Source organism: Chlorogloea sp. CCALA 695 (assembly GCF_003003885.1).
Classification (GTDB): Bacteria; Cyanobacteriota; Cyanobacteriia; order Cyanobacteriales; family Chroococcidiopsidaceae; genus Aliterella.
The window spans coordinates 1-20,693 of the sequence record NZ_PVWN01000072.1 but is presented as its reverse complement, the minus strand read 5'-3'; the positions used below and the strand labels follow the sequence as shown (position 1 = coordinate 20,693).

Below are 20,693 nucleotides of genomic sequence, written 5' to 3'. Positions count from 1 at the left end.
ACAGCTTTGTTGGACACTTAGCCGGAGAGTTGTTCCTATGAGTCTCTCACTCAAACCATGCGACATCGAGTCGCACTGACCATATCGTCTGCATAGCGGATTGATGGTTCTACCAAATTTCCGTGAGATTGGTATTTATGGACTTTTTCGATTCCGTTGAGAGCGATATTCGCTAATAGCGGACTGACCACTCCACCTTGAGGCGTTGCCTGTTCTGGAAATTCAGGGTTTATTCCAGTTTTTAAACATCGGAGTATCCCTGTTTTAATGCCTTTGGGGGCAATAAGGTTATCCATTATGGTAGTGTGGTTTATCCTGTCGAAGCATTTTTCAATGTCAAGTTCTATGACTCGTTTTTTTATTCCGTTTGCTCTAGAGTTTAGGCTTATTTGCAGAATTTTCTGCGCGTCGTGCGCCGAGCGTCCTGTTCTAAACCCGTAACTTTTGGCGTGAAATAATGCTTCATGTGCTGGTTCTAAGGCGTATTTTGCGAGGCATTGCCAAGCTCTGTCCGCAATAGTTGGGATTTTAAGCATTCTGGTACTGCCGTCCTTTTTAGGAATGGGGATACTGCGTAATTTCTGGTGTTTCCAGTCATTACTCGATGCCTGCAACAGTTTTTCTAGTTCAAAGCGCTCATTAATAGTGAGTGACTTTTTACCGTCTATACCTGCTGTTTTCTTTCCAGCATTTAGCTGAGTTACTTGACGAATTGCCAATAATCTAGCCGCTTTGGACTTCAGAATAAGTTTTTGAAGGGACGTTGCTTTACGCTTGTCGCCTGCTTGAACTGCTTTGTATATTCGTCTTTGTAGGCGGAATAAATTACGCCGGAATTGTTTCCAGGGTAATATTTTCCAGGATTCACTAGCGTTGTCGCTGTGTCTAATCATGCGCTGACTCCAAAGAATATAGTCTGAATACCTTGCGGCAATTACGCCACATCCTACCCGAATCAAAAGGATTTCCGCTTCTCGTCTAGCCTACTTAGGGATTCGACCTTCCCCAGACCTTTGATTCGTTTTTATTCGTTCCCTCAGTTGATTGATTGTTCTGTTAGGTGTAGCCACTTTGACCATCAGAAACCCTAGGTTCTTTGCTGTTATTAACCTGAAAATTCAGCAGGTTTTAGCTCTGATAAGGTCAGGGATGGGTCTGAGTTATGCCCTGCCTCGGGGTAGGTCACTTTTTTAGGCTCGGTTTCACCGTGAGAACGCCCCGTTAGCGCCAGTGTCAACCCATAACAGTTGTCTGGTTGCGCCCTGTTCCCAGCTTTGCTCTGCAAAAATCGAGTTTACTCGGCATGGGCAGATAGGGAGTCACGCCTGAACCTGGCGGGTAGGACTTTCACCTACATCTGACTGAGAGTTCAACCGCTTCTAAGGAGAATTGGTTGGTGAGGTTATGTACGGGCTGAGTACCGTGATTCACTCACAACGAATCGCACCAGGTTTCGCCGTCATGGGCGAAGTGATGTTCTTTTACTTTGCCTTTTTTGGCTATTAGCGCACTTGCACAGTAAAGACATATTAAGTTCGATTTACCGCTATCTACTTCCTCAATTGAAACTAATTTGTTATCAACATCAACGCCGTAGTTTAACCAAATGCGATTATTGCCCAAGCGAACCCACGATAAGATTATACAGGTAGTATATCAACTGAGAAAGTGACCGTACAGCATCACTAAAAGCGACAAATTGTAATTCAGTTATCATTGAAAACTAAAGTTAAGTTGATAATTAATAAAAGTAGTTTTATCATCATTTTCAGCTATTAAACCGATTCTCAAAAGATGCAATTATTACTTTATACCTGCTGTTTAAACAATCAACTATTAATTATAATAACTCAACTAATATTTTATCATGCCCTATAAATATTTATATTTAAGATTCTAACAATTACATTTTCATTCAATTGTTTATTTTCAAACACTTGTCAACTAAACTTAGCAAAGCTTTCTGCCCAAGGTGTAAAAGCAATCGTTTCGAGTACATCATCGCGGACAAAGTGATAAACAGCACTCAATCTTTCTGAATCTTGCGTTACTATTGCCTCCACCAGCGTTTGATATACATCTAGTTCAGTTTCTTTGTTTAGACTAATTTCACCCGTGAAAAAGCTGTTGTATATTTGCAAACGGTCAGAATCTCCAAGGTTTAAATCAACCGATAGCGCCGTTATAGTAACAAAATTTGAAAGGCTTGCAACCATCAGTTTTTCAAGAATTGGCAAATGCTTTTTTTGCAACAAACAAGTGACAGCTTCCTTATAAATTTCTACTTGCATTTTCGCATCTATTTGTTGCCGCCACAGGATGAGAATAGCCTTTAAATCCTCTTGAAGAACCAGTTTGTCATCGCTAATCTTGTTCATTAAATCGCTGAAAAAGAAATCAGCTTCAGAGATAATACTACCAGAATAGCTAGAAATATGCCCAATTAAGAAGTCTTTGTAGGCGTTTTTTACGACTGTTGCATTTGACTCTGACTTGCAAACGCTCCTGAAACCACTATCAAGAGATTGCTGTTTGTTCTCAAAATCCTTCAACTTATAACAAGTCAGTAAAATATTCCATAAGTGACGGTTAAATAGTTGCAACCTTTGATTTTTACTTTTTGTTTCTCGCCTTTGAATTTCTGTGCTTGTAATTTGTCGGCTTCGTAATTCGCACAAAGCGATCGCGTCCTTATTTTTGTCGGGTCGGTGGCAGAAGTGCGAAGCTACTTCGGTAACTTTTGATGTTTTTTGGTAATGGCGCTCGTGTCCCTGAACTAGAAAAACTGACTCGTGACAATGGGGACAAGTTAAGCCTAAATTGCGGAATGCTTCGTAATCGCACTCGGAAGCATTTACTAATAAGCCCCCATACTTTATTGACGCTGCATATTGCATTTTTAATTAATTTATTTCCTATCAAATAAGAAAACTTTTTGTCTCTATTTTAATAAACTAAACCCAGATAAAAAATATAAACTTAGCATATATTTTAATCTTTCTAATTCCTATAAAATTATTACTAGATGATATTTAGCATTTTTCGTGTCAATACTTATGAAGACTTCGCGCTAATATTATCCAAAGCACTGACTTCGCATCGTCTCCCCAATGGCTTACCAAATTTCCGCCACCAAACTTCAAACCTACCATCGTTGCCCCCAAGCCTACTATTTTCGCTACGAGTTAGGTTTGAAAACTCCCGGATTCTTTGGTAACGCCAAGCTTGGCACAGCCCTACATCAAGCACTTGCCCAAGCCTACCGCGATTGGCACTACCTTGACCCAGTACCGCCCCTTGATTGGGTTTCTTCTTGCTGGCGGCGATGTTCCAACAATCTCAGTCCAAACCAAGCTGAGGAAGGACAAGAGATTTTAGAAAATTATTACTATCAGTTCATCGCGGGTGAAACTGTAATGGCTCGACCCTTGGCAGTAGAAGGTTTAATTAAAGGACGCTTATTAGTTAACAACTTAGAATTTAAAGTTTCTGGGCGCTACGACCGCCTCGATTTTCTGGGAGACGGGTTAGAACTAATCGACTACAAATCAACTAAAGAAGTCAAATTGCCAAAGCCCGATGAAATTGATTTGCAGATTGGTCTGTATTATATCGCCCTGGAGCAAAGATACCAGTCCTGCTTACAGCAGTTAAGCTTACTTTACTTGCGGACAGGTGAAAAGATAGTTTTTGAGGCTAGTAGCGAACACAAACAGCAGGTGGAAACTGTAATTGGTGAATTAGCTTGGCGATTACGCACCGATGAAGAATGGGAACCAAAAACTGGGGAACAGTGCGAAGCCTGTAGCTTTAATCGCTACTGCGCGGCGGTGCAAGACCAGCCTGAACCTCTGCCACAAACAGCTAATGCTCCCCGGCAAATGCAACTATCACTAAATTTGTAGCGCAAAGTCTAAGTTGGCTACTTAGCTAGAAATCTGACACTACTCAAGTGCGATCACCTACTCAAAAAGCGGGGTTAACGGTGATAAGCTTAGGTTACGGAAACGCACATTATCGTAACCATCCTATCTATGAATATCCAGGACTGAGCCAATGCTTGCTACTACTACCGAGATGCCATCAGGTTTCCAGCCCCTCGCCAAGGAGCTAGATGTAGTCCAAGAACTCCTATGCGATAAGCGCAGCCTCAACACTCGCACTGCCTACGAAAAAGATTTGCGAGATTTCTTTAGGTATGTAGCAGGGGTTGTACCTAATCCAGCGATCGTGCAGAGTTTTTTGCTGCTTTCCCGCTTTGAGGCGATCGCTCTTGTACTAAGGTATAAAGCTAGTCTGGTAGACAAGGGATTAAAAGAAGCGACTGTTAATAGAAGATTGGCGGCAATCAGAGCGCTAGTCAATCATGCCCGGAAGTTGGGGTTATTAGAGTGGAGTTTGGCAGATATCAAAAGCGAGAAGGTGAAGCCCTACCGCGATACTACCGGGATTGCGCCAGCTTCTTTTAAAGGGATGTTAATTGCAAACACTACAGACACTCTCAAGGGGAAAAGAGATTACGCCTTGTTGCGCCTACTTTGGGACAATGCTCTCCGGCGCGGTGAAGTAGCACTCACTGACCTGAAAGATTTGGATTTGGAAGGCAGAAAGCTCTGGATTATCGGTAAAGGGAGAGGTAGCCAGAAGGAATCAGTCTCGCTATCAAACTCCACAGTCAAAGCACTTCAAGAATGGTTGCTGGCAAGAAAAGAATTAAATATCAACCAGCCGCTATTTATTGCTCTAGACCGGGCTAGTTACGGGCATCGGCTTACGGGAACGGCTATCTACAAAATTGTCCAGGCGGCAGGAGCTAAGGCTGGCATTAGCAAGAACATCAGCCCCCACCGGATTAGACACTCTGGGATTACGGCGGCGCTAGAAGCAACAAGTGGCGATGTCCGGCGGGTACAGAAACTCTCGCGCCACGCTAACTTGAACACATTGATGATCTATGATGACAACAGACTAAATCATCAGGCAGAAATTACAGATTTATTGGCAGATTTAGTTTAATCTGCAATTTAATACATCAAGCGACGCAACTGAAGAAGTAGCGGAAGCCAACCCCGCCGCAAGTATTGCTACCTTAACTTCCAACTGTCCAGGATTGGAAATGTTGCTATTTGAATGAGTGTGCCTTGAGCATAAAAACTGGTTCGCAACGAGATAAACTCGTATGCGAACTCATCTTGCTCAGTTTTTTTCAACACAACCAAGATTCGTGCAAGAGTTTTATTTTAATAAGTAATTCCTCACCCTTTAATCTCTAGCATTGATAACATTAGCATTAATATATTTTGCTGCTTATTTAATAGCTCTATTTTTAAAATAAAATTAATATAATTTATTATTTTGCCTAGAATTTGCACCCAGAAGTTTTTGATATTTTTGAACTTTTACATTTATAAAATAAATGTATAGGTTGATTCATGTTTTCTATCAATGATGTATATCTTTTTACAGATATAGGTCTAAAAACTCTATTAAATAAACTCATGAAATTAAATTAGAAATAGGGTTTTATTATGAATAAACAGCAGATTCCTCGTAGAGGGTTAGTGTATTGCTTGTTGTTGATCTCCCTAGGATTTGCAGGTGCTTGTAGTAAAACTTCAGCTAATAATTCAGGTAATACTGCTAATAAAAAAGTAATTCGGATTGCGATCGCAACTCAAGATCAAACAATTAATACGGCAACTGGTGGCTCAGTGATTCGCGAAGAGAAGTTACTAGAAAAATATCTTCCTAAAACTGGAAAGTATGCAAATGTTGAGTACAACATTGAGTGGTCAAGCTATACATCTGGTCCACCAATTACTAATAAAATGCTGGCAAATCAAATTGATATCGGCATGATGGGCGATTTTCCAGCGACTATTAACATGACTACGTTTCAAAAAAAGGGCAATGGAGTTAAAACGCTCTATATTGCTACTTTAGGCTACAGTCCAACGGGAGCAGGAAACGCTGTATTAGTTCCCAAAGATAGCCCAGTAAAAACTTTAGCAGATTTGAAAGGAAAAGAAGTTTCTGTACCCTTTGGCTCGGCGGCTCATGGAATGCTACTTAAGGCGCTCAAAAACGAAGGAGTCAATGCAGAAAAAGATTTAACTTTAGTGAGCCAAGCACCAGAAGTAGGGGGAAGCAATTTAAAAACGAATCAAATTGCGGCTCATGCTAATTTTGTTCCCTTTGGTGAATTGTTTGCCTATCGCGGTTTTGCCAGAAAAATATTTGATGGCGCTCAAACAGGAACTCCAACTTTTCACGGTGTTTTAGTACGCTCGGATTTTGCTAAAGAAAACCCTGAAATAGTTACGGCTTATCTCAAAGCTTTACTGACAGCAAATAAAATGTTTCAAGAGCAACCAGAAGCAGTCGCCACTAAGGTAGAAAAATGGTCTAGCGTAGAACGAGAAGTAGTGTATATGTTCTTGGGACCTTCTGGATTGCAACAATTGAATCCGGCGATCGCTCAAGTTAATTTTGATGCGCTCAAAAATAGCGTTGTCACTTTAAAGCAGTTAGGTAAGTTGGATGACAGCGTTAATCCAGAAGACGTGACTAAATGGGCAGATGATAGCTATTTACGCCAAGCTATGCAAGAAATGGGACTTGACTATGACAAGGTAGCTAAAGCGAAGGCGTTAGTTGTTAGCGGTAAAGATGCTCAAACTAATGAAGAAATCGCCAAACCAAAAATGGCGGCTCAAATCTGGCTCGAAGGCGAGGATAAAGTCATGAGTTTTGCCTCGATTACTAACATGATGGCAATGTTGCAAAAGCTTAAAGCAGAAGGGAAAGAAACTGCGGGCGTAATCTTCGTACACGATCGCGATCGCGGTTGGAAGCTATTTGCGGAAAATTCTTTCTTTGTCCAAAACGGTAAGGAAATTTCTGCCTTTTTAACGGAGCAAGAGGCTCAGACATTTGCTAATAAATCGGGGGCTAAAGTTGCAAATTTTCAAGGGCTTCAGCAATCTATAGCTCAAAAAACCCCTATGTTATTAGGAGCAAATTGATATGGCTGGCTCATCAACGAAGACTTCGCGTTCCCTATTAGGCAACTTGATCGCCGCGATCGCCCGGTACAAAAAAGGCGATCGCACGAGTAAGCGATCGCTAATTAACCCAAAAACATTTAGACGCTGTTTGTCTCTAGTATTGTTTTTCGGGATTTGGCAACTACTATGTCAAACGAAATTCAACTTCTTCATCAATTTTGAAAACGTACCCTCTCCGGTAGAAGTTGTCGGCGCTACGGTAGATTTTGTTAAGAGCAATCCCACTAAGCATATTCAAGCCAGTGCATTTAGAGTTTTAACTGGCTTTGCAACGGCGGCGGTGCTGGGCATTAGCTTGGGGATTTTAATTGGTTGGTTCCAAAAAATTGAAGACTTGATCTTTCTCCCTCTAGAAATATTAAGACCAATTCCTGCGGTTGCTTGGATACCCTTGGCGATTTTGATGTTTCCTAATGCGGAAACTGGGATGATTTATTTAACTTTTGTTGGTGCTTTCTTCCCGATTCTCATCAGCACAATTCGCGGTGTAGAAAGCACAGATATGTTGCTGCTACGAGTTGGTCAGTCTTTGGGCGCAAAACAGTGGCATATTTTTAAAGATATCGTTGTTCCCGGAGCGATGCCCAGTATTGCTAGTGGTTTAGTAATTGGCATGGGTAACTCTTGGTTTTGCTTAGTTACGGCAGAAATTTTGGCAGGTAGGTATGGCGTTGGTTACATCACTTGGGAATCCTATGTCACGTCTAACTACCCGCCAATTGTGATGGGGATGTTACTGATTGGTTTGATGGGTGCGTTTAGTGCTTATGCCGTGGATCGCCTGACTTGTTTGCTCATGCCTTGGCGAATTACGAAAAAGAAAAGTGTGTAAGGTTGCTTGGAGGTCTAAATATTGTGGCAGTAGTGGTAGAAAAGAACCTAGTACAGAGGGTTAGAGGCTTTGTAGAAGTAGAAAACTTATCGGTTTCCTTCAAACGCAAAGGGCATTGCGTTCAGGTGTTGGACTCGGTGAATTTTAAGATAACTCCTGGTGAATTTGTTTGTCTATTAGGTCCGTCCGGTTGTGGTAAGTCAACTATTTTGAATGCGATCGCCGGATTTATTCAACCTACTAGCGGTTTTGTTTTTGTCAATAAGCGTCATGTCGATGCGCCTAGCGCTGATCGCGGTTTTGTTTTTCAGCAATACTCTTTATTACCTTGGAAGACAACTTTTGAAAATGTCGAGTTTGGGTTAAAAATTAAGGGAACACCCAAGGCAGAACGAACGGAATTAGTAGATTACTATCTCAATCTGGTTGGTTTGTCTAAGCATCGTCATTCCTACCCGCACCAACTTTCCGGCGGAATGCAACAACGGGCAAGTATTATTAGAGCTTTGGTCAATTCTCCCTCAGTTTTACTCATGGATGAACCGTTTGCTGCCTTAGATGCCCAAACTAGGCACATGATGCAGGAACTTTTGCTATCGATTTGGAGCGATCTAAAAACAACAGTTATTTTTGTCACTCACGATATTGAGGAAGCCTTATTTTTGAGCGATCGCATTTTTGTCATGGGGGTAAATCCAGGCAGAATCAAACAGCAAATAGATGTTACTCTAGCGCGTCCCCGTCATGTAGATAGTATGCTTTCACTAGACTCTATCGCTCTCAACCGTCAGGTATTTGAGTTGATTCGCGAGGAAACTCTTAAAAGCATGGAAGCTGACTAAAGTTAACTCTGCACTTTTTGCAGAAATTCCGGTTGAATCCAGCGATCAAGGTTAATTGTTTTTAAGCTTTCGTTACCGGGAATTAGACTAAGTTGGGCAATATGTCCCTCAATCCAGTCGGGACGGATTGTAACTTCCGAAAAAAAGCGCTCTGGCTGATTTTTGTGGTAATTAGTGCTGAGTATGCGGGAAATTATTTCGCTATCTAGATTTGACCACTGGCTAATTAGGGAAAGTGCCGACGGAGTAGTTGCATACCAATACTGGGCTGCACTCAAAGCTCTGAGGTAGGCGATCGCAATTTCTGGATGCTGCTCTGCTAAGGAGGCACTCACAACTACACCATAAAAAGCAGGTAGGATACTTGGATTGTTGCCTTGCAAGTAACGAAACTTCCCTTGGTTATAAGCAATATCGTGAAAAGGAGCAAAGTGGGCGTATCCATCTACTACAGTTGGAGAGCCAAAGGGATGAGCAATGTCTGAATTTTCTAGCGCCGCCAGCTTAACTTCTGTCAAAATGTTAGCGAAGTTAAGACTCCGCATTACCATCCCGTGCGCCGAAGAACTAAACGGGACAGCAATAGTTCTCCCGCGCAAGTCTTCGATGCTTTGGATTTTGGACTCATTTGGCACAATTACCGCATTGCAGGAGCCATCGGGATTTGTGGAAACAAAGCTAACTAAGCGAGTTTGTTTTGTAGCGCCTTGCTGTACGGCGCTGAGTAATAAAGGGTAGTCGCCCAAAATACCTATATCTAGCTCCCCAGAATGCAACCCTTGAACGATGGGCGCTCCGGTAGAGTAGTCACGCCAGCGAGTTTGATATTGAGTAGAACTGTAGCGTCCTGTTTTTGGTAAAAAGTGTTCTAGCAATCCCAAGTGTTGAATTATCAACCCGGCTGTTACCGTTGTGATGGTGCTGTTTTGAATCCCAATTGACAAATTAAGCGTTTCAGGGCGTTGGGGAGTAGGACGAAGAACTAGACTAGGCGATCGCCAACGTGTAGGTTTCGGTTGATCAAGTTGAACTTCTGCTTGCTGATTTTCCAGCAAAGCGACAAACTTTTGCACCGGATTTGAACTACGCCGCGCTGTTTGTCGCTCTTTTTGGGCGATCGCGCTTTGGTTTAAGCGTCGAGGTAGCAGCACAAAAATATTGCTTGATAGAGCAAATTCTTGAAGTGGAATTGCGGTTAATCTTCCCGATTGGCATTCTGTTGTAAATTCTAAATTAGAGGCAAAACCTAGATAATTTCCTTGGGTGATAAACGTTCGCATCAAAGCAGAAGTCTCTACTATCTCTACTAAAGGAAAGTCATTAAGAGTTAACCCCAATTCGTGCAAGCGAGATTCAAAAACTAAGCGACTAGGAGAACCCGCAGGTAGCATTACCCAAGGCTCTTTTTTTAGTTCTTGCAAGCTCCACCAATTTTTTTTAACTAATACATGATTTGAAGCAACTAGCAAGCGATAGTCAATAGTAGCGATCGCGCTTGCGGAAACTTCCTCAAATTCCGAGCAATCAATATCTGAAATTCCTACATCAATCTCGCTGCTTGTTAAAGCCCGATACAGAAACTCTGCCGATTCAAATACTATATATTGCGTTGTAATTCCCGGATACTGTTGGCGGTATTTAAAGATAATTTCTGGCAACCATTCACTAGCAATAGCTGCGGTACAACCTATCTTTAAATGACCAAATTTACCTTTCTTAATTTCCTCAATCTTTGCTAGTAATTGATTTTCCGTTTCAACTAATCTGTGACCTTCTTCATACAAAAAAACTCCTACTTCTGTTAGTTGAATTTTGCGACCTAATCGATAAAAAAGTGGTGTTTTTAATTCTGACTCTAAATTTTTTATTTTAACGCTAACCGCAGGTTGAGTAAGGCTCAAAGCATCGGCGGCTTCTGTAAAACTAAGATTTCTCGCAACTTCCAAAAACGCTTTAACTTGATTAATTTCCACAATGGTTAACTCCAGAAGTTTTTTTTAAACATTTATAGAAATATTTTATGATTCTATAAATAACTAGCATAGAAGACAGTATTAACTGCTACAAAACAGCCTTGAAGTTAATTAAATAGTTTATTAATATAAAAAAGACAGAAACAAGTTCTAATTGATTTAGTTTGCATTTATAAAAGTTTTTCGTAGCGACAAAGAGGGGTGAAGAAGTGAATACTCAATGGATGAAGACGGATGTTTTAATTGTTGGTGGTGGAACCGCCGGGACAATGGCAGCAATTAAAGCAAAACAAGCAAATCCTCAAGGCGATGTACTGATTTTAGAAAAAGCAAATATTCGCCGCAGTGGAGCGATCGCAATGGGAATGGACGGTGTAAATACTGCCGTTATTCCTGGTAATTCTACCCCAGAACAATACGTCCGCGAAATCACTATTTCTAACGACGGCATCCTCAATCAAAAAGCAGTTTATCAAACTGGAAAATTAGGTTTTGAGGTCATTCAAGAGCTTGAAAGTTGGGGCGTAAAGTTTCAAAAAGATGCTCAAGGCGACTACGACTTAAAGCAGGTGCATCGAGTTGGTAAATACGTCTTACCCATGCCCGAAGGTAAAGACCTCAAGCAAATTTTAACTAGACAAGTAAAGCGACATAAAGCCAGAGTTACCAATCGAGTAATGGCTACCCGCGTTTTAGTCAAAGATGGACGAGCGATCGGTGCAGTAGGTTTTGACGTGCGAAATGGCGATTTTGTCGTTATTCAGGCAAAGGCCGTTGTTCTGTGTACGGGAGCTTCTGGGAGGCTAGGTTTACCCGCTTCTGGCTACCTCTACGGAACTTACGAAAACCCCACCAATGCTGGAGATGGCTACTCAATGGCTTATCATGCTGGGGCAGAACTCACCAATATTGAGTGCTTCCAAATCAATCCGCTAATTAAAGATTACAACGGGCCAGCCTGCGCCTACGTTGCTAGTCCCTTCGGTGCGTATACCGCCAATGCGGAAGGCAATCGCTTTATCAGTTGCGACTACTGGAGTGGTCAAATGATGCTGGAAGTGTGGAAGGAACTAAACTCTGGTAAAGGCCCCGTCCAACTCAAGATGACTCATTTAGACGAAGATACAATCGCCGAAATTGAAACCATTCTCTGGGCAAACGAGCGACCCAGTAGAGGGCGATTCCATGAAGGTAGAGGTGAAAACTACCGCACTCATGGAGTGGAAATGAATATTTCAGAAATTGGCTTGTGTAGCGGTCATAGCGCGTCAGGAGTCTGGGTAAATGAAAAGGCAGAAACTACGATTCCCGGACTATATGCCGCCGGAGATATGGCAAGCGTTCCTCACAATTATATGATTGGCGCATTTGTATTTGGTCGGTTGGCGGGTACAAATGCCGTAGATTATATTGCTGACTTAGAACATATCGAACCCGATGCAGAGTTTTTAGAGGCAGAAAAGACCCGTATATATGCGCCGATGACTCGACCAAATGGTGTTCCCCACACCCAAGTAGAGTATAAGTTGCGTCGCTTGGTCAACGATTATCTTCAACCACCAAAAGTAGATAACAAAATGAAGATTGGGTTGCGTAACTTTGAGCGCTATCAAGAAACCTTGGACTTAATGGGTGCAAGAGATCCTCATGAATTGATGCGCTGCATGGAAGTTCACTTTATCCGTGACTGTGCAGAAATGGCTGCAAGAGCCTCGTTATATCGAAAAGAAAGCCGTTGGGGACTATATCATTACCGCGTGGAATATCCAGAGAAAAACAACGAAGAATGGTTTTGTCACGTCAATTTAAAAAAGGATTCATCAGGAGAAATGTTTTTATTTAAACGCCCTGTAGAGCCTTACATCGTAGACGTTGATATCGAAACAGAAGTCTATGACGTAGCAGTACGTTAGCAATGTTTCTACATTGCTAACGTCTAATTAACAATCGCCGAAAAGGATGAATTTTATGGCACTAACAACGCAAAGAGTAGATGTTCCAGTAATCGTAGACGAATCAAAGTGTCTAGAAAAGTGTACCGCCTGTATAGAAGTATGTCCCTTGGATGTACTGGCAAAAAACCCTGAGACGGGCAAAGCTTATATGAAATACGACGAGTGCTGGTTTTGCTTACCGTGTGAAAAGGAATGTCCTACCAACGCGATTACCGTGCAAATTCCATTTTTATTACGATAAGGAGTTATCAATGAGCAATGATATTGATTCTGAGTTAAACCAATGGCTAGAAATGCTCCAGTCGCCGCAACTAAGCGATCGCCTAGTTGCGGTCAAAAGTCTTCAACATCTAGGTGATGAGGATGCCCTAGAGCCGCTAATTGCAGCTTTAGGCGACGAAAGCCTTGCAGTACAGAAACTAGCAGTAACCGCGCTTTGGGAACTTGCCAACCCTAAAGCAGTGCCAGCTTTACTAGAGTGTCTTACCTCCCCAGACTTGGAGATTCGTGCCGAAGCACTCTCAGCTTTGGGCGAACTTATTTCCCCCGATCGCCTACTGCTACTGCTAGACGCGCTGCATCGAGACGATCTAAATATGCAACTTAATGTGCTTATTTTGCTAAGAAAGATTCACGATGTCCAATCTTTACCTTACGTCCTGCCCTTTTTTGAATCGGAAAATGTCCAACTAAGAGAAGCCGCCGTAACTACACTACGGTATCTCAATCAAGTAGAAAGATGCGATCGCGCCATTCCTTTACTATCTGACCCCGACGACAGCGTGCGACGAGCCACAGCTTTAACTTTGGGACACTTAGCAGATCCCGAAGTAGTCCCCCGCCTCTGTCAAGCGCTAACTTCCGATTTAGATTGGCAAGTGCGTCGTAATGCTGCAAAGTCTTTAGAACTTCACGCCGATCCTACAGCAGTTGGGGCTTTAGAAACAGCGATCGCCGATGAGCATTGGCAGGTGCGAAAATTTGCGTTGCAAGCATGGCAAAAAAAACCCGATGACCACACAATGCCAATTTTAATTAAGGCGCTAACCGACGAATACTCTGATGTCCGAAGAGAAGCCGCGAAATCTCTTGCAGCTTTAAAAAATCCCGCCGCTCTAAACGCCCTTCAGCAGTCTTTGGACGACCCGGACAAAGACGTATGTATCTACACGCAAAGAGCCATTGAGACGATCCAAGCAGCCACAAAAGAGATATCTAATGCCTAGCCATCAGTCCCCTTTTCGGCAATCTCCCGTAGAAGATCGAGAGCCTCTACCCTCCGATCCAATTAGCGAAGTTCGCCTGCAAGAAGTTGTCCGTTGCCTTAAACAGGTAATTGAACCAACTTTGAAAAATGACATTATTAGCTTGGGAATGGTGCGAAATCTGCGGGTTGTAGAAGGTTATATTTATCTCCGCCTCTATATAGGCAGACACCAGCACGATCTACAAGCAGAAATTCAACAGATACTTGCGCCCCTAACTTGGTGTAAAAAAACTTATATCCAAGTTTGTACAATTCCTGGCGTAAAAACTACCTTAGCAATTTCTAGCGGTAAAGGTGGGGTAGGCAAGTCTACAACTTCTGTAAATTTAGCGATCGCACTTAGCTTGCAAGGAGCAAAAGTTGGTTTGCTGGATGCGGATGTTTACGGGCCCAATGTTCCCCAAATGTTGGGACTAGGACAGAGTGAGGTAAAAGTAATTGAAACTCCCAACGGTCAAAGGTTTCTGCCTCTAGAAGCTTATGGCATTAAAGTTATGTCAGTGGGATTGTTGGCAGAGCCAGATCATCCTCTAGCTTGGCGAGGGCCTGTTTTACACAAGATCGTCACTCAGTTTATTCACGAAGTGGAATGGGGAGAACTTGATTATTTGCTGATCGATCTGCCTCCGGGGACAGGAGACGCTCAAATCACTATCGTCCAAGAAAGTCCAATCTGTGGAGTTTTGCTGGTTACAACTCCTCAACAGGTGGCGGTTTCTGATGTTCGGCGCAGTATCCATATGTTTCGCCGGGTAGGTATTCCGGTGTTGGGGATTATTGAAAATATGAGCTATTTAATTTGCGGTAAGTGTGGAGAGCATACGCCAATTTTTGGTAGTGGCGGCGGAAAACAGTTATCTTCAGAACTCCACGCGCCAATGCTTGGACAAATCCCCATCGATCCGCTTCTTTGTACGGGTGGTGATACCGGAGCGCCTCTAACCCTAGCAAACCCAGATTCTATCGTGGGTCAAGTGTTTGTACAAATGGCTAGGGCGATCGCAACAACTTTTGGCGACTGATTAATTTTTCTATTTTTCAAATAATGAGGTTGCTGTGCGGCATAGTTTGAAGCTGAAAGTGCAAGCACGATTTACTAAAAAATCTGCGGCAATTAGACTACAGCGCTGGTTATTGCAAATACTTCCAGGGGTAAGCTTAACTGCTGGATTAGCTTTTTTGGCGATTTTGATGCGATCACATCTAGGACTAAATTTCTTTAGCTCTTTAACTTGGGCAATTCTGCTCGGAATGTTGGTTCGCAATACTGTTGGTGTTGCTCAAGTTTACCAACCAGGAATTACTTTTTCTCTCAAGCGCATTCTCAAGTTAGGCATTATTTTACTAGGAATGCAACTAAGCCTAACTCAGGCGATTTCTATTGGCTCTACCGGACTATTTGTTGCAGTCACCTCTGTAGTTAGCACCTTCTTTTTTACTTGTTGGATCGGACGAAGACTAAAAGTTAGCAAAAAATTGACCCAATTAATTGCCGGAGGCACGTCAATTTGCGGTGCGGCGGCGGTAGTAGCAGTTGGGACAGCAATTGATAGCTCCGAGGAAGATACAGCTTATGCGGTTGCCTTAGTCACGGTATTTGGCGCGGCTTCGATGCTAATTTATCCGTTATTACCTGCTTTACTTGACCTGACACCGCAAGCTTATGGTTTGTGGTGTGGTGCTTCTATTCATGAAGTTGTCCAAGCAATCGCTGCTGCTTTTGAAACCAACCCGCTTAGTGGTGAAGTAGCAACGATTGCTAAACTTTCGCGGGTGATGCTATTAGCGCCGATTACACTACTATTAGGTTTGTCATCCGTAGATCGGGCGACAGAAAAGCCGCGTAAACTGCCGATTCCTTGGTTTGTGCTAGGTTTTATTGGTTTAATCTTGGTCAATAGCCTCAACTTCATTCCTGAGACTTTGAGAATAGCGATCGTTGATGTTAATCAGTTTTTTCTAACTACTGCTTTAGCTGCAATGGGTTTAGGAACTAATATTCAGTGTATGAAACGGCTAGGAATCAAACCTATTTATTTAGGAACAATATCTTGGCTATTTATTTCTTTAATCAGTCTTGGCTTAATAAAGTTTTTTTATTAAACTTTTGAGAAATTTCCATCTTGCTCATTTTTTGCAACATAACATTTATACTTATGCGCGGCTAAATTTTTGCCATATCAAAAGCTTAAATATTTAAATATCCAAGTTTTCAAGTACGCGATTTTAACCAATCCTCCAACAACTCCTGAACCAACTCGCTAAACTCGCGCTTTTGACCTTCCCGCAGCAGCGAAATCTTTATCTCTTGGTAAGTGTCCTTCTTTATATATGCCGTCACCTGCTCGTAGTCGGGATGCGATCGCTTGCCTTTAGGTCTTCCTCGTTTTAGTTCTTCTGCATCTAGATTAATATCTTCAGCCTCAACCTCAGCTAAATTTTGGTGAGTTGAAGCGGTTAAACTATTCTCACTTTCCAATGCTTTCAAAGCAGAACGAAGTGAATTTGTTTGTTGGTGTATTGCTGTATGAATTACGCGATTTAACATTTGAGAGCTTTCTAAATAAGCATTGGCTGTAGGAAGAAGGTTTGAGGATGTTCGCTCTTGAACTGAATTTTGGTGAGTAGCAAGCCAATACTCAACCCAATCAGAAACTAACAATGCGAATTCAGCACTAATCCACATTGCCAAAGGAACAGCAAGTTTATAATGAATCCAAGTTCCACCCCCATTTTCTGGTGAACCTCGTCTTACTACTACAACCGTAGGGTACATAACTGAAACTCTTGTCCAAGCTGAATTCCCCTTTTTTGGGGATTTGGGTTGTACGCCCAATCTTTTTGCTAAAGCTGCTACTAACTCAAATGTGTTGTCAGTAGCTAACCATTTAGAAAGGTCTTTATCATAGGCTACACACATTGCCGTTGCATTGATGTAGCCATCTTCACGGCGTTGCCCAATCTGCAAGCCGTTAGCTGAGCGAAGTATTATGTTCATGTGCGTTTAACGGAACGTACTACCCCTGGGGTTACGGCTGGTGTCAACAGCCACCCACGAGGGGTTTATACCATTTTAAAGCTTTTAATCAACCAAAGTTCTAAAATATTTAAGTTTTTGCGTATTCAAAGTTTCAGCTACGCAACTTTAACCAATCCTCCAATAACTCTTGAATCAACTCGCTAAACTCACGCTTTTGACCTTCCCGTAGCAGTGAAATCTTAATTTCTTGGTAGGTGTCCTTCTTTATATATGCTGTCACCTGTTCGTAGTCGGGATGCGATCGCTTCCCTTTAGGTCTTCCTCGTTTAGGGGGCTGCTCTGATTCCGCCATTAGCTGGGGTTGGTTTACTTCTGCTTCCTGTTTCTCTGGATCTTTACCCTTAGCCGCATCTAAAAGACCTTTGAATTTACTACTCACTTCATCACCTCCTGACCGATGTGTTGATAATCGCGCCAAGCAATCCCGGCGCGTGGATCGGAAACTAAGTTAACTGGAACACCAGCAAGGGCGGCTTTTTGAAAAGCTACCCCTTCGCGGATACCTCCAATAAATAGAGGCAATCCAGCATCGCTCAACATCTCTCTTGCTTCCGCTCCATCCCGCCGGGGTTTGGAAGGAATGCGAGTAATTAGAATGCGGTATTTCTCCGAGCCTAATGATTTAAGGGCATCAACAGTTTGCATCAAAGCATCAAGGGAGAGGGCATCAGGAGTAGTGGGTAATACCAACAGATCGCACCCTTCAGCTAGTGCTTCTAAGTCTTCCTGCTCTGGTCGTGCTTGAGTATCGATGACAATGTGTTGATATTTTGGGGCGTGTTTCGCGGCTTGTCGCTCATCAATTACTTTAAACGGTAGATTCCCGCGTTTCGCCCAGCCCGTTGCCGAGCGATTTGGATCGCCGTCAATTAGGAGCGTTTCGCCTTTGGGCTGTAAGTAGGCGGCTAAGTGAACTGCGGTTGTAGTTTTGCCAACGCCACCTTTGAACGATGCAACAGTGATAATCATATTGGTGGTCTGAACCCTTGAGTATTTGAAATGCCAAAAAACTGAATCGCTAGATATTTGAACTTTTAATTACGCAAATGTCTAAAACTGGGAGTTCGTTTTTAGTATAGTTGAGTTACCAAAACTTTAAACCTTTAAATTGCTGATTTTTTAACTACGCAACTTTTTAAAAGTATGATTTTTTAAGTTACTGAACTTTTGAGTACGCGAAAAGTTAAAATATTGATAATCTGCCCATAGTCTACAGCCACTAGGAATCAATAGCTACTTGCAGGTCTAAAAGTTTAAAACGCCAAGATGTTGAAAACTCGACTATTTGAATACGCAAAAAGTTAAATAGCTAAAAGAAAAAATAGTATGTCAAATGACCAGACTTCAATAGCTGAAGGCTATGATGACTTCCTCCACGATTTAAAAGAACGCATCCGCAACGCCCAAGTACGGGCGGTACTCGCTGTTAACCGCGAGTTGGTATTACTTTACTGGCAGATTGGTCGGGACATCCTGACGAGACAACAGCAGCAAGGCTGGGGCGCTAAGGTAATTGAGCGCTTATCTGCTGACTTGCGATCCTCGTTTCCCGAAATGAAGGGTTTTTCACCACGCAATCTTAAGTACATGAGGGCATTTGCCGAAGCGTATTCAGAGGAATCATTTGTGCAACAACCTGTTGCACAAATTCCTTGGGGTCATAACCTCCGACTATTAGACCTTGTTAAAGAACCAACAGAACGCCTGTGGTATGCACAGCAAACAATCCAGTACGGCTGGAGTCGCAACATTTTAGTTCACCAAATTGAGAGCGGATTGTACCGCCGCCAAGGAAAAGCGACTACTAACTTTGACCGTACTCTCCCTCAGCCCCAATCAGAACTGGCGCAGCAGTTGTTGAAAGACCCTTATAATTTTGACTTTCTAAGTTTAGGAAAGGATGCACTTGAACGCGATTTAGAACGGGCTTTGATAGACCACATCCGCGATTTCTTGTTGGAGCTAGGAGTTGGGTTTGCCTTTGTTGGTAGCCAGTACCATCTTGAAGTAGGAGGACAGGACTTTTACATCGATTTGTTGTTTTATCATCTGCGCTTGAGATGCTATGTGGTCGTCGATCTGAAAATGTCAGATTTTCAGCCAGAGTTTTCAGGCAAAATGAACTTTTACCTTTCAGCAACCGACGACTTGCTACGTCACCCGGACGACCAGCCCAGTATTGGGATAATTCTGTGCAAAAGCAAAAATATGGCGATCGCGGAGTATGCTTTGCGTGATCTCAATAAACCGATTGGCGTTTCTGCGTATCAACTTCAAAGTGCATTGCCAGAACAACTGAAAAGCAGTTTGCCAACAATCGAAGAATTGGAAGATGTGTTAGAGACGGTTTCTGTGGAAGCCACTGATGAAGAATGAATTGGACAAATAATTACCAATAGAGAAGCTGACTGCACGTCTTTGTTTTAGACTTTTAGAGTGCCAAAATATTGAAATGGTGCGTTTTTGAACTTTTAAGTACGCAAAAACTTATGAATAGCTGGTTAGCGTTTCATTTCATACATCAGTGCGGCTAAGGGCTGCAAATTTGGCGATTGAATGTAAGCTATCTTGATAACATTCTGCTACGGCGTTTGAGTAGCAAGTGTGACAAAAACCACGCTAAGGACTTTTAGCCAAGTTAAGTCAACGATATTAGTGGGGTTTCAGCCTTCAAGATCATATTGAAATTTTGGCTCGCCCATATGATTAGTAAATATGTACTTAGTAAAAACCCTACTGTGACAGAGTTTCAGGTTTAGCGTTGTTATCTTCTCCGTTACTCCTCAAACCCCGGTAAGCGTTATTTAGTGCCTACTTTGGAGCGTTACGCCCGTGCTGGTTTTGGATTTATTATTGCCTTTGATGCTGATTGTGCCGATAACAAAAATGTAATTGAGGCACAGCGCAAGCTAGCTCACCAGCTTAAACTATTCAAAGTACCTGTGATGAGTGCCACAGGACTTTGGACGGTCGCAGAGGGTAAAGGCATGGATGACTATATTCTTAATCACGGTGCAGATCGCTTTAAGCGTCAGGTAATGGGCAAGGTTGTCGATCTCGCTGCTTGGGAAAAGCAGATGCAACCGTTAGAAACACAGAGGACTGGCAAGCTACCACCGTCGGATATAATTGGGCGCGAAATCATTGAAGATTACCGTGATCGCTTGTTGTGGAATGACGAGCATAAAACCTGGATGCAATATAGCTTGGAACGTGAAGGCGTTTGGACTCCTATTAGCGATTTCTACCTAGAATCAGTCATAGACGCAATTTTGGAGTCTAAGAACATCATCGGATATGGTAGTGCTTCTTATGTCACAAACGTTGTTGCTAAGATGCGGCGGCGGCTGCTTGAGCGTGTCTGGGACGAACGCTCGGTTAATGAGATTTTGCCTTTTACCGATGGCGTATTGGAACTAGCAACGGGGCAGTTTCACAAACACGCCCCAGGGCATCGCCTAACTTGGTGCTTACCACGTCCTTATATTTCTGCTGCTACTGGCTGGGGAACAATCAATAAATGGTTGGATGAGGCAACAGAAAACCCAGCCCACAAAGAAATACTGCTCTGCTTTGCCGCCGCCGTATTGCGCGGTCGGTCTGACTTACACAAGTTTCTGCACTTGATTGGGGTCGGTGGTATAGCCCTACAAATTCACGTTAAGACGTAAAATAAGAAAAGAAGAAATACAAACAACATTTATGCCCGCCCCTTAC

18 protein-coding genes and 2 pseudogenes are annotated in these 20,693 nt (G+C 42.6%); 13 read left to right on the top strand and 7 right to left on the bottom strand.

The window, feature by feature from the left end; translation table 11 throughout:
- Positions 1-77: 77 nt before the first annotated feature.
- The 3 genes and pseudogenes from C7B70_RS22320 to C7B70_RS22310 form a co-directional block, all read right to left on the bottom strand.
- Positions 78-893: pseudogene (locus tag C7B70_RS22320) on the bottom strand (reverse transcriptase N-terminal domain-containing protein); the annotation flags it as partial.
- Positions 894-1,431: 538 nt separating this feature from the next.
- Positions 1,432-1,623 carry a competence protein CoiA family protein gene (locus C7B70_RS22315; protein ID WP_106371147.1) on the bottom strand — a complete coding sequence of 64 codons (192 nt, stop codon included), beginning with the start codon at positions 1,621-1,623 and terminating at the stop codon, positions 1,432-1,434.
- A gap of 317 nt (positions 1,624-1,940) precedes the next feature.
- Positions 1,941-2,897 carry a hypothetical protein gene (locus C7B70_RS22310; RefSeq protein ID WP_106371146.1) on the bottom strand — a complete coding sequence of 319 codons (957 nt, stop codon included), beginning with the start codon at positions 2,895-2,897 and terminating at the stop codon, positions 1,941-1,943.
- 213 nt (positions 2,898-3,110) lie between these two features.
- Here C7B70_RS22310 and C7B70_RS22305 point away from each other — a divergent pair, with 213 nt between their 5' ends.
- The 5 genes from C7B70_RS22305 (at position 3,111) to C7B70_RS22285 (ending at position 8,741) form a co-directional block, all read left to right on the top strand.
- On the top strand, positions 3,111-3,905 hold the full coding sequence (locus tag C7B70_RS22305; RefSeq protein WP_106371145.1) for a PD-(D/E)XK nuclease family protein: 795 nt from the start codon (positions 3,111-3,113) through the stop codon (positions 3,903-3,905).
- A gap of 151 nt (positions 3,906-4,056) precedes the next feature.
- Complete coding sequence (locus tag C7B70_RS22300) at positions 4,057-5,016, top strand: tyrosine-type recombinase/integrase (protein WP_106371144.1); 960 nt, start codon at positions 4,057-4,059, stop codon at positions 5,014-5,016.
- A 512-nt stretch (positions 5,017-5,528) separates the two neighbouring features.
- Positions 5,529-7,025 (top strand): ABC transporter substrate-binding protein, encoded by a 1,497-nt coding sequence (locus tag C7B70_RS22295; RefSeq protein ID WP_106371143.1) that lies wholly within the window; start codon positions 5,529-5,531, stop codon positions 7,023-7,025.
- Position 7,026: 1 nt separating this feature from the next.
- Positions 7,027-7,899 (top strand): ABC transporter permease, encoded by an 873-nt coding sequence (locus C7B70_RS22290; RefSeq protein ID WP_106371142.1) that lies wholly within the window; start codon positions 7,027-7,029, stop codon positions 7,897-7,899.
- A 23-nt stretch (positions 7,900-7,922) separates the two neighbouring features.
- A complete protein-coding gene (locus tag C7B70_RS22285) occupies positions 7,923-8,741 on the top strand; it encodes an ABC transporter ATP-binding protein (protein ID WP_106371148.1) in 819 nt (272 codons plus the stop codon).
- Between the two features lie 2 nt (positions 8,742-8,743).
- Here the strand turns inward: C7B70_RS22285 and C7B70_RS22280 are convergent, their stop codons facing one another.
- Complete coding sequence (locus C7B70_RS22280; protein WP_106371141.1) at positions 8,744-10,714, bottom strand: LysR substrate-binding domain-containing protein; 1,971 nt, start codon at positions 10,712-10,714, stop codon at positions 8,744-8,746.
- Between the two features lie 209 nt (positions 10,715-10,923).
- Here C7B70_RS22280 and C7B70_RS22275 point away from each other — a divergent pair, with 209 nt between their 5' ends.
- Genes C7B70_RS22275 through C7B70_RS22255 form a run of 5 tightly spaced genes read left to right on the top strand, consistent with a single transcriptional unit; the run spans position 10,924 to position 16,039 of the window.
- A complete protein-coding gene (locus C7B70_RS22275) occupies positions 10,924-12,627 on the top strand; it encodes a fumarate reductase/succinate dehydrogenase flavoprotein subunit (RefSeq protein WP_106371140.1) in 1,704 nt (567 codons plus the stop codon).
- 55 nt (positions 12,628-12,682) lie between these two features.
- Positions 12,683-12,910, top strand: coding sequence for a ferredoxin family protein (locus C7B70_RS22270; protein WP_009630490.1), 228 nt, complete (start codon positions 12,683-12,685; stop codon positions 12,908-12,910).
- A 10-nt stretch (positions 12,911-12,920) separates the two neighbouring features.
- A complete protein-coding gene (locus C7B70_RS22265) occupies positions 12,921-13,895 on the top strand; it encodes a HEAT repeat domain-containing protein (RefSeq protein ID WP_106371139.1) in 975 nt (324 codons plus the stop codon).
- Positions 13,888-14,958: an Mrp/NBP35 family ATP-binding protein gene (locus C7B70_RS22260; protein ID WP_106371138.1), complete on the top strand. Its 1,071-nt coding sequence runs from the start codon at positions 13,888-13,890 to the stop codon at positions 14,956-14,958. Before C7B70_RS22265 ends, C7B70_RS22260 begins: the two co-directional genes overlap by 8 nt.
- Positions 14,959-14,992: 34 nt before the next feature.
- Positions 14,993-16,039, top strand: a complete 1,047-nt coding sequence (locus C7B70_RS22255) for a YeiH family protein (RefSeq protein ID WP_106371137.1) — start codon at positions 14,993-14,995, stop codon at positions 16,037-16,039.
- Positions 16,040-16,148: 109 nt separating this feature from the next.
- Here C7B70_RS22255 and C7B70_RS22250 read toward each other — a convergent pair whose 3' ends face one another.
- From C7B70_RS22250 to C7B70_RS22240, 3 genes are all read right to left on the bottom strand, one after another.
- The gene (locus C7B70_RS22250) at positions 16,149-16,934 is read right to left on the bottom strand and encodes a KilA-N domain-containing protein (RefSeq protein WP_106371136.1); all 786 of its coding nucleotides are present in this window, start codon (positions 16,932-16,934) and stop codon (positions 16,149-16,151) included.
- Between the two features lie 133 nt (positions 16,935-17,067).
- Positions 17,068-17,355 (bottom strand): hypothetical protein, encoded by a 288-nt coding sequence (locus tag C7B70_RS22245; protein ID WP_106371135.1) that lies wholly within the window; start codon positions 17,353-17,355, stop codon positions 17,068-17,070.
- On the bottom strand, positions 17,352-17,945 hold the full coding sequence (locus C7B70_RS22240; RefSeq protein ID WP_106371134.1) for a ParA family protein: 594 nt from the start codon (positions 17,943-17,945) through the stop codon (positions 17,352-17,354). Before C7B70_RS22240 ends, C7B70_RS22245 begins: the two co-directional genes overlap by 4 nt.
- A 357-nt stretch (positions 17,946-18,302) precedes the next feature.
- On the opposite strand from C7B70_RS22240, the gene C7B70_RS22235 reads away from it, so the two are divergent.
- The 3 genes and pseudogenes from C7B70_RS22235 (at position 18,303) to C7B70_RS28505 (ending at position 20,647) form a co-directional block, all read left to right on the top strand.
- Complete coding sequence (locus C7B70_RS22235) at positions 18,303-19,352, top strand: YhcG family protein (RefSeq protein ID WP_106371133.1); 1,050 nt, start codon at positions 18,303-18,305, stop codon at positions 19,350-19,352.
- Between the two features lie 425 nt (positions 19,353-19,777).
- Positions 19,778-19,984 (top strand): annotated as a pseudogene (locus C7B70_RS28510) (DUF3854 domain-containing protein); the annotation flags it as partial.
- Positions 19,964-20,647 (top strand): hypothetical protein, encoded by a 684-nt coding sequence (locus tag C7B70_RS28505; RefSeq protein WP_339376675.1) that lies wholly within the window; start codon positions 19,964-19,966, stop codon positions 20,645-20,647. The pseudogene C7B70_RS28510 and the gene C7B70_RS28505, both read left to right, overlap by 21 nt.
- Positions 20,648-20,693: the final 46 nt, after the last annotated feature.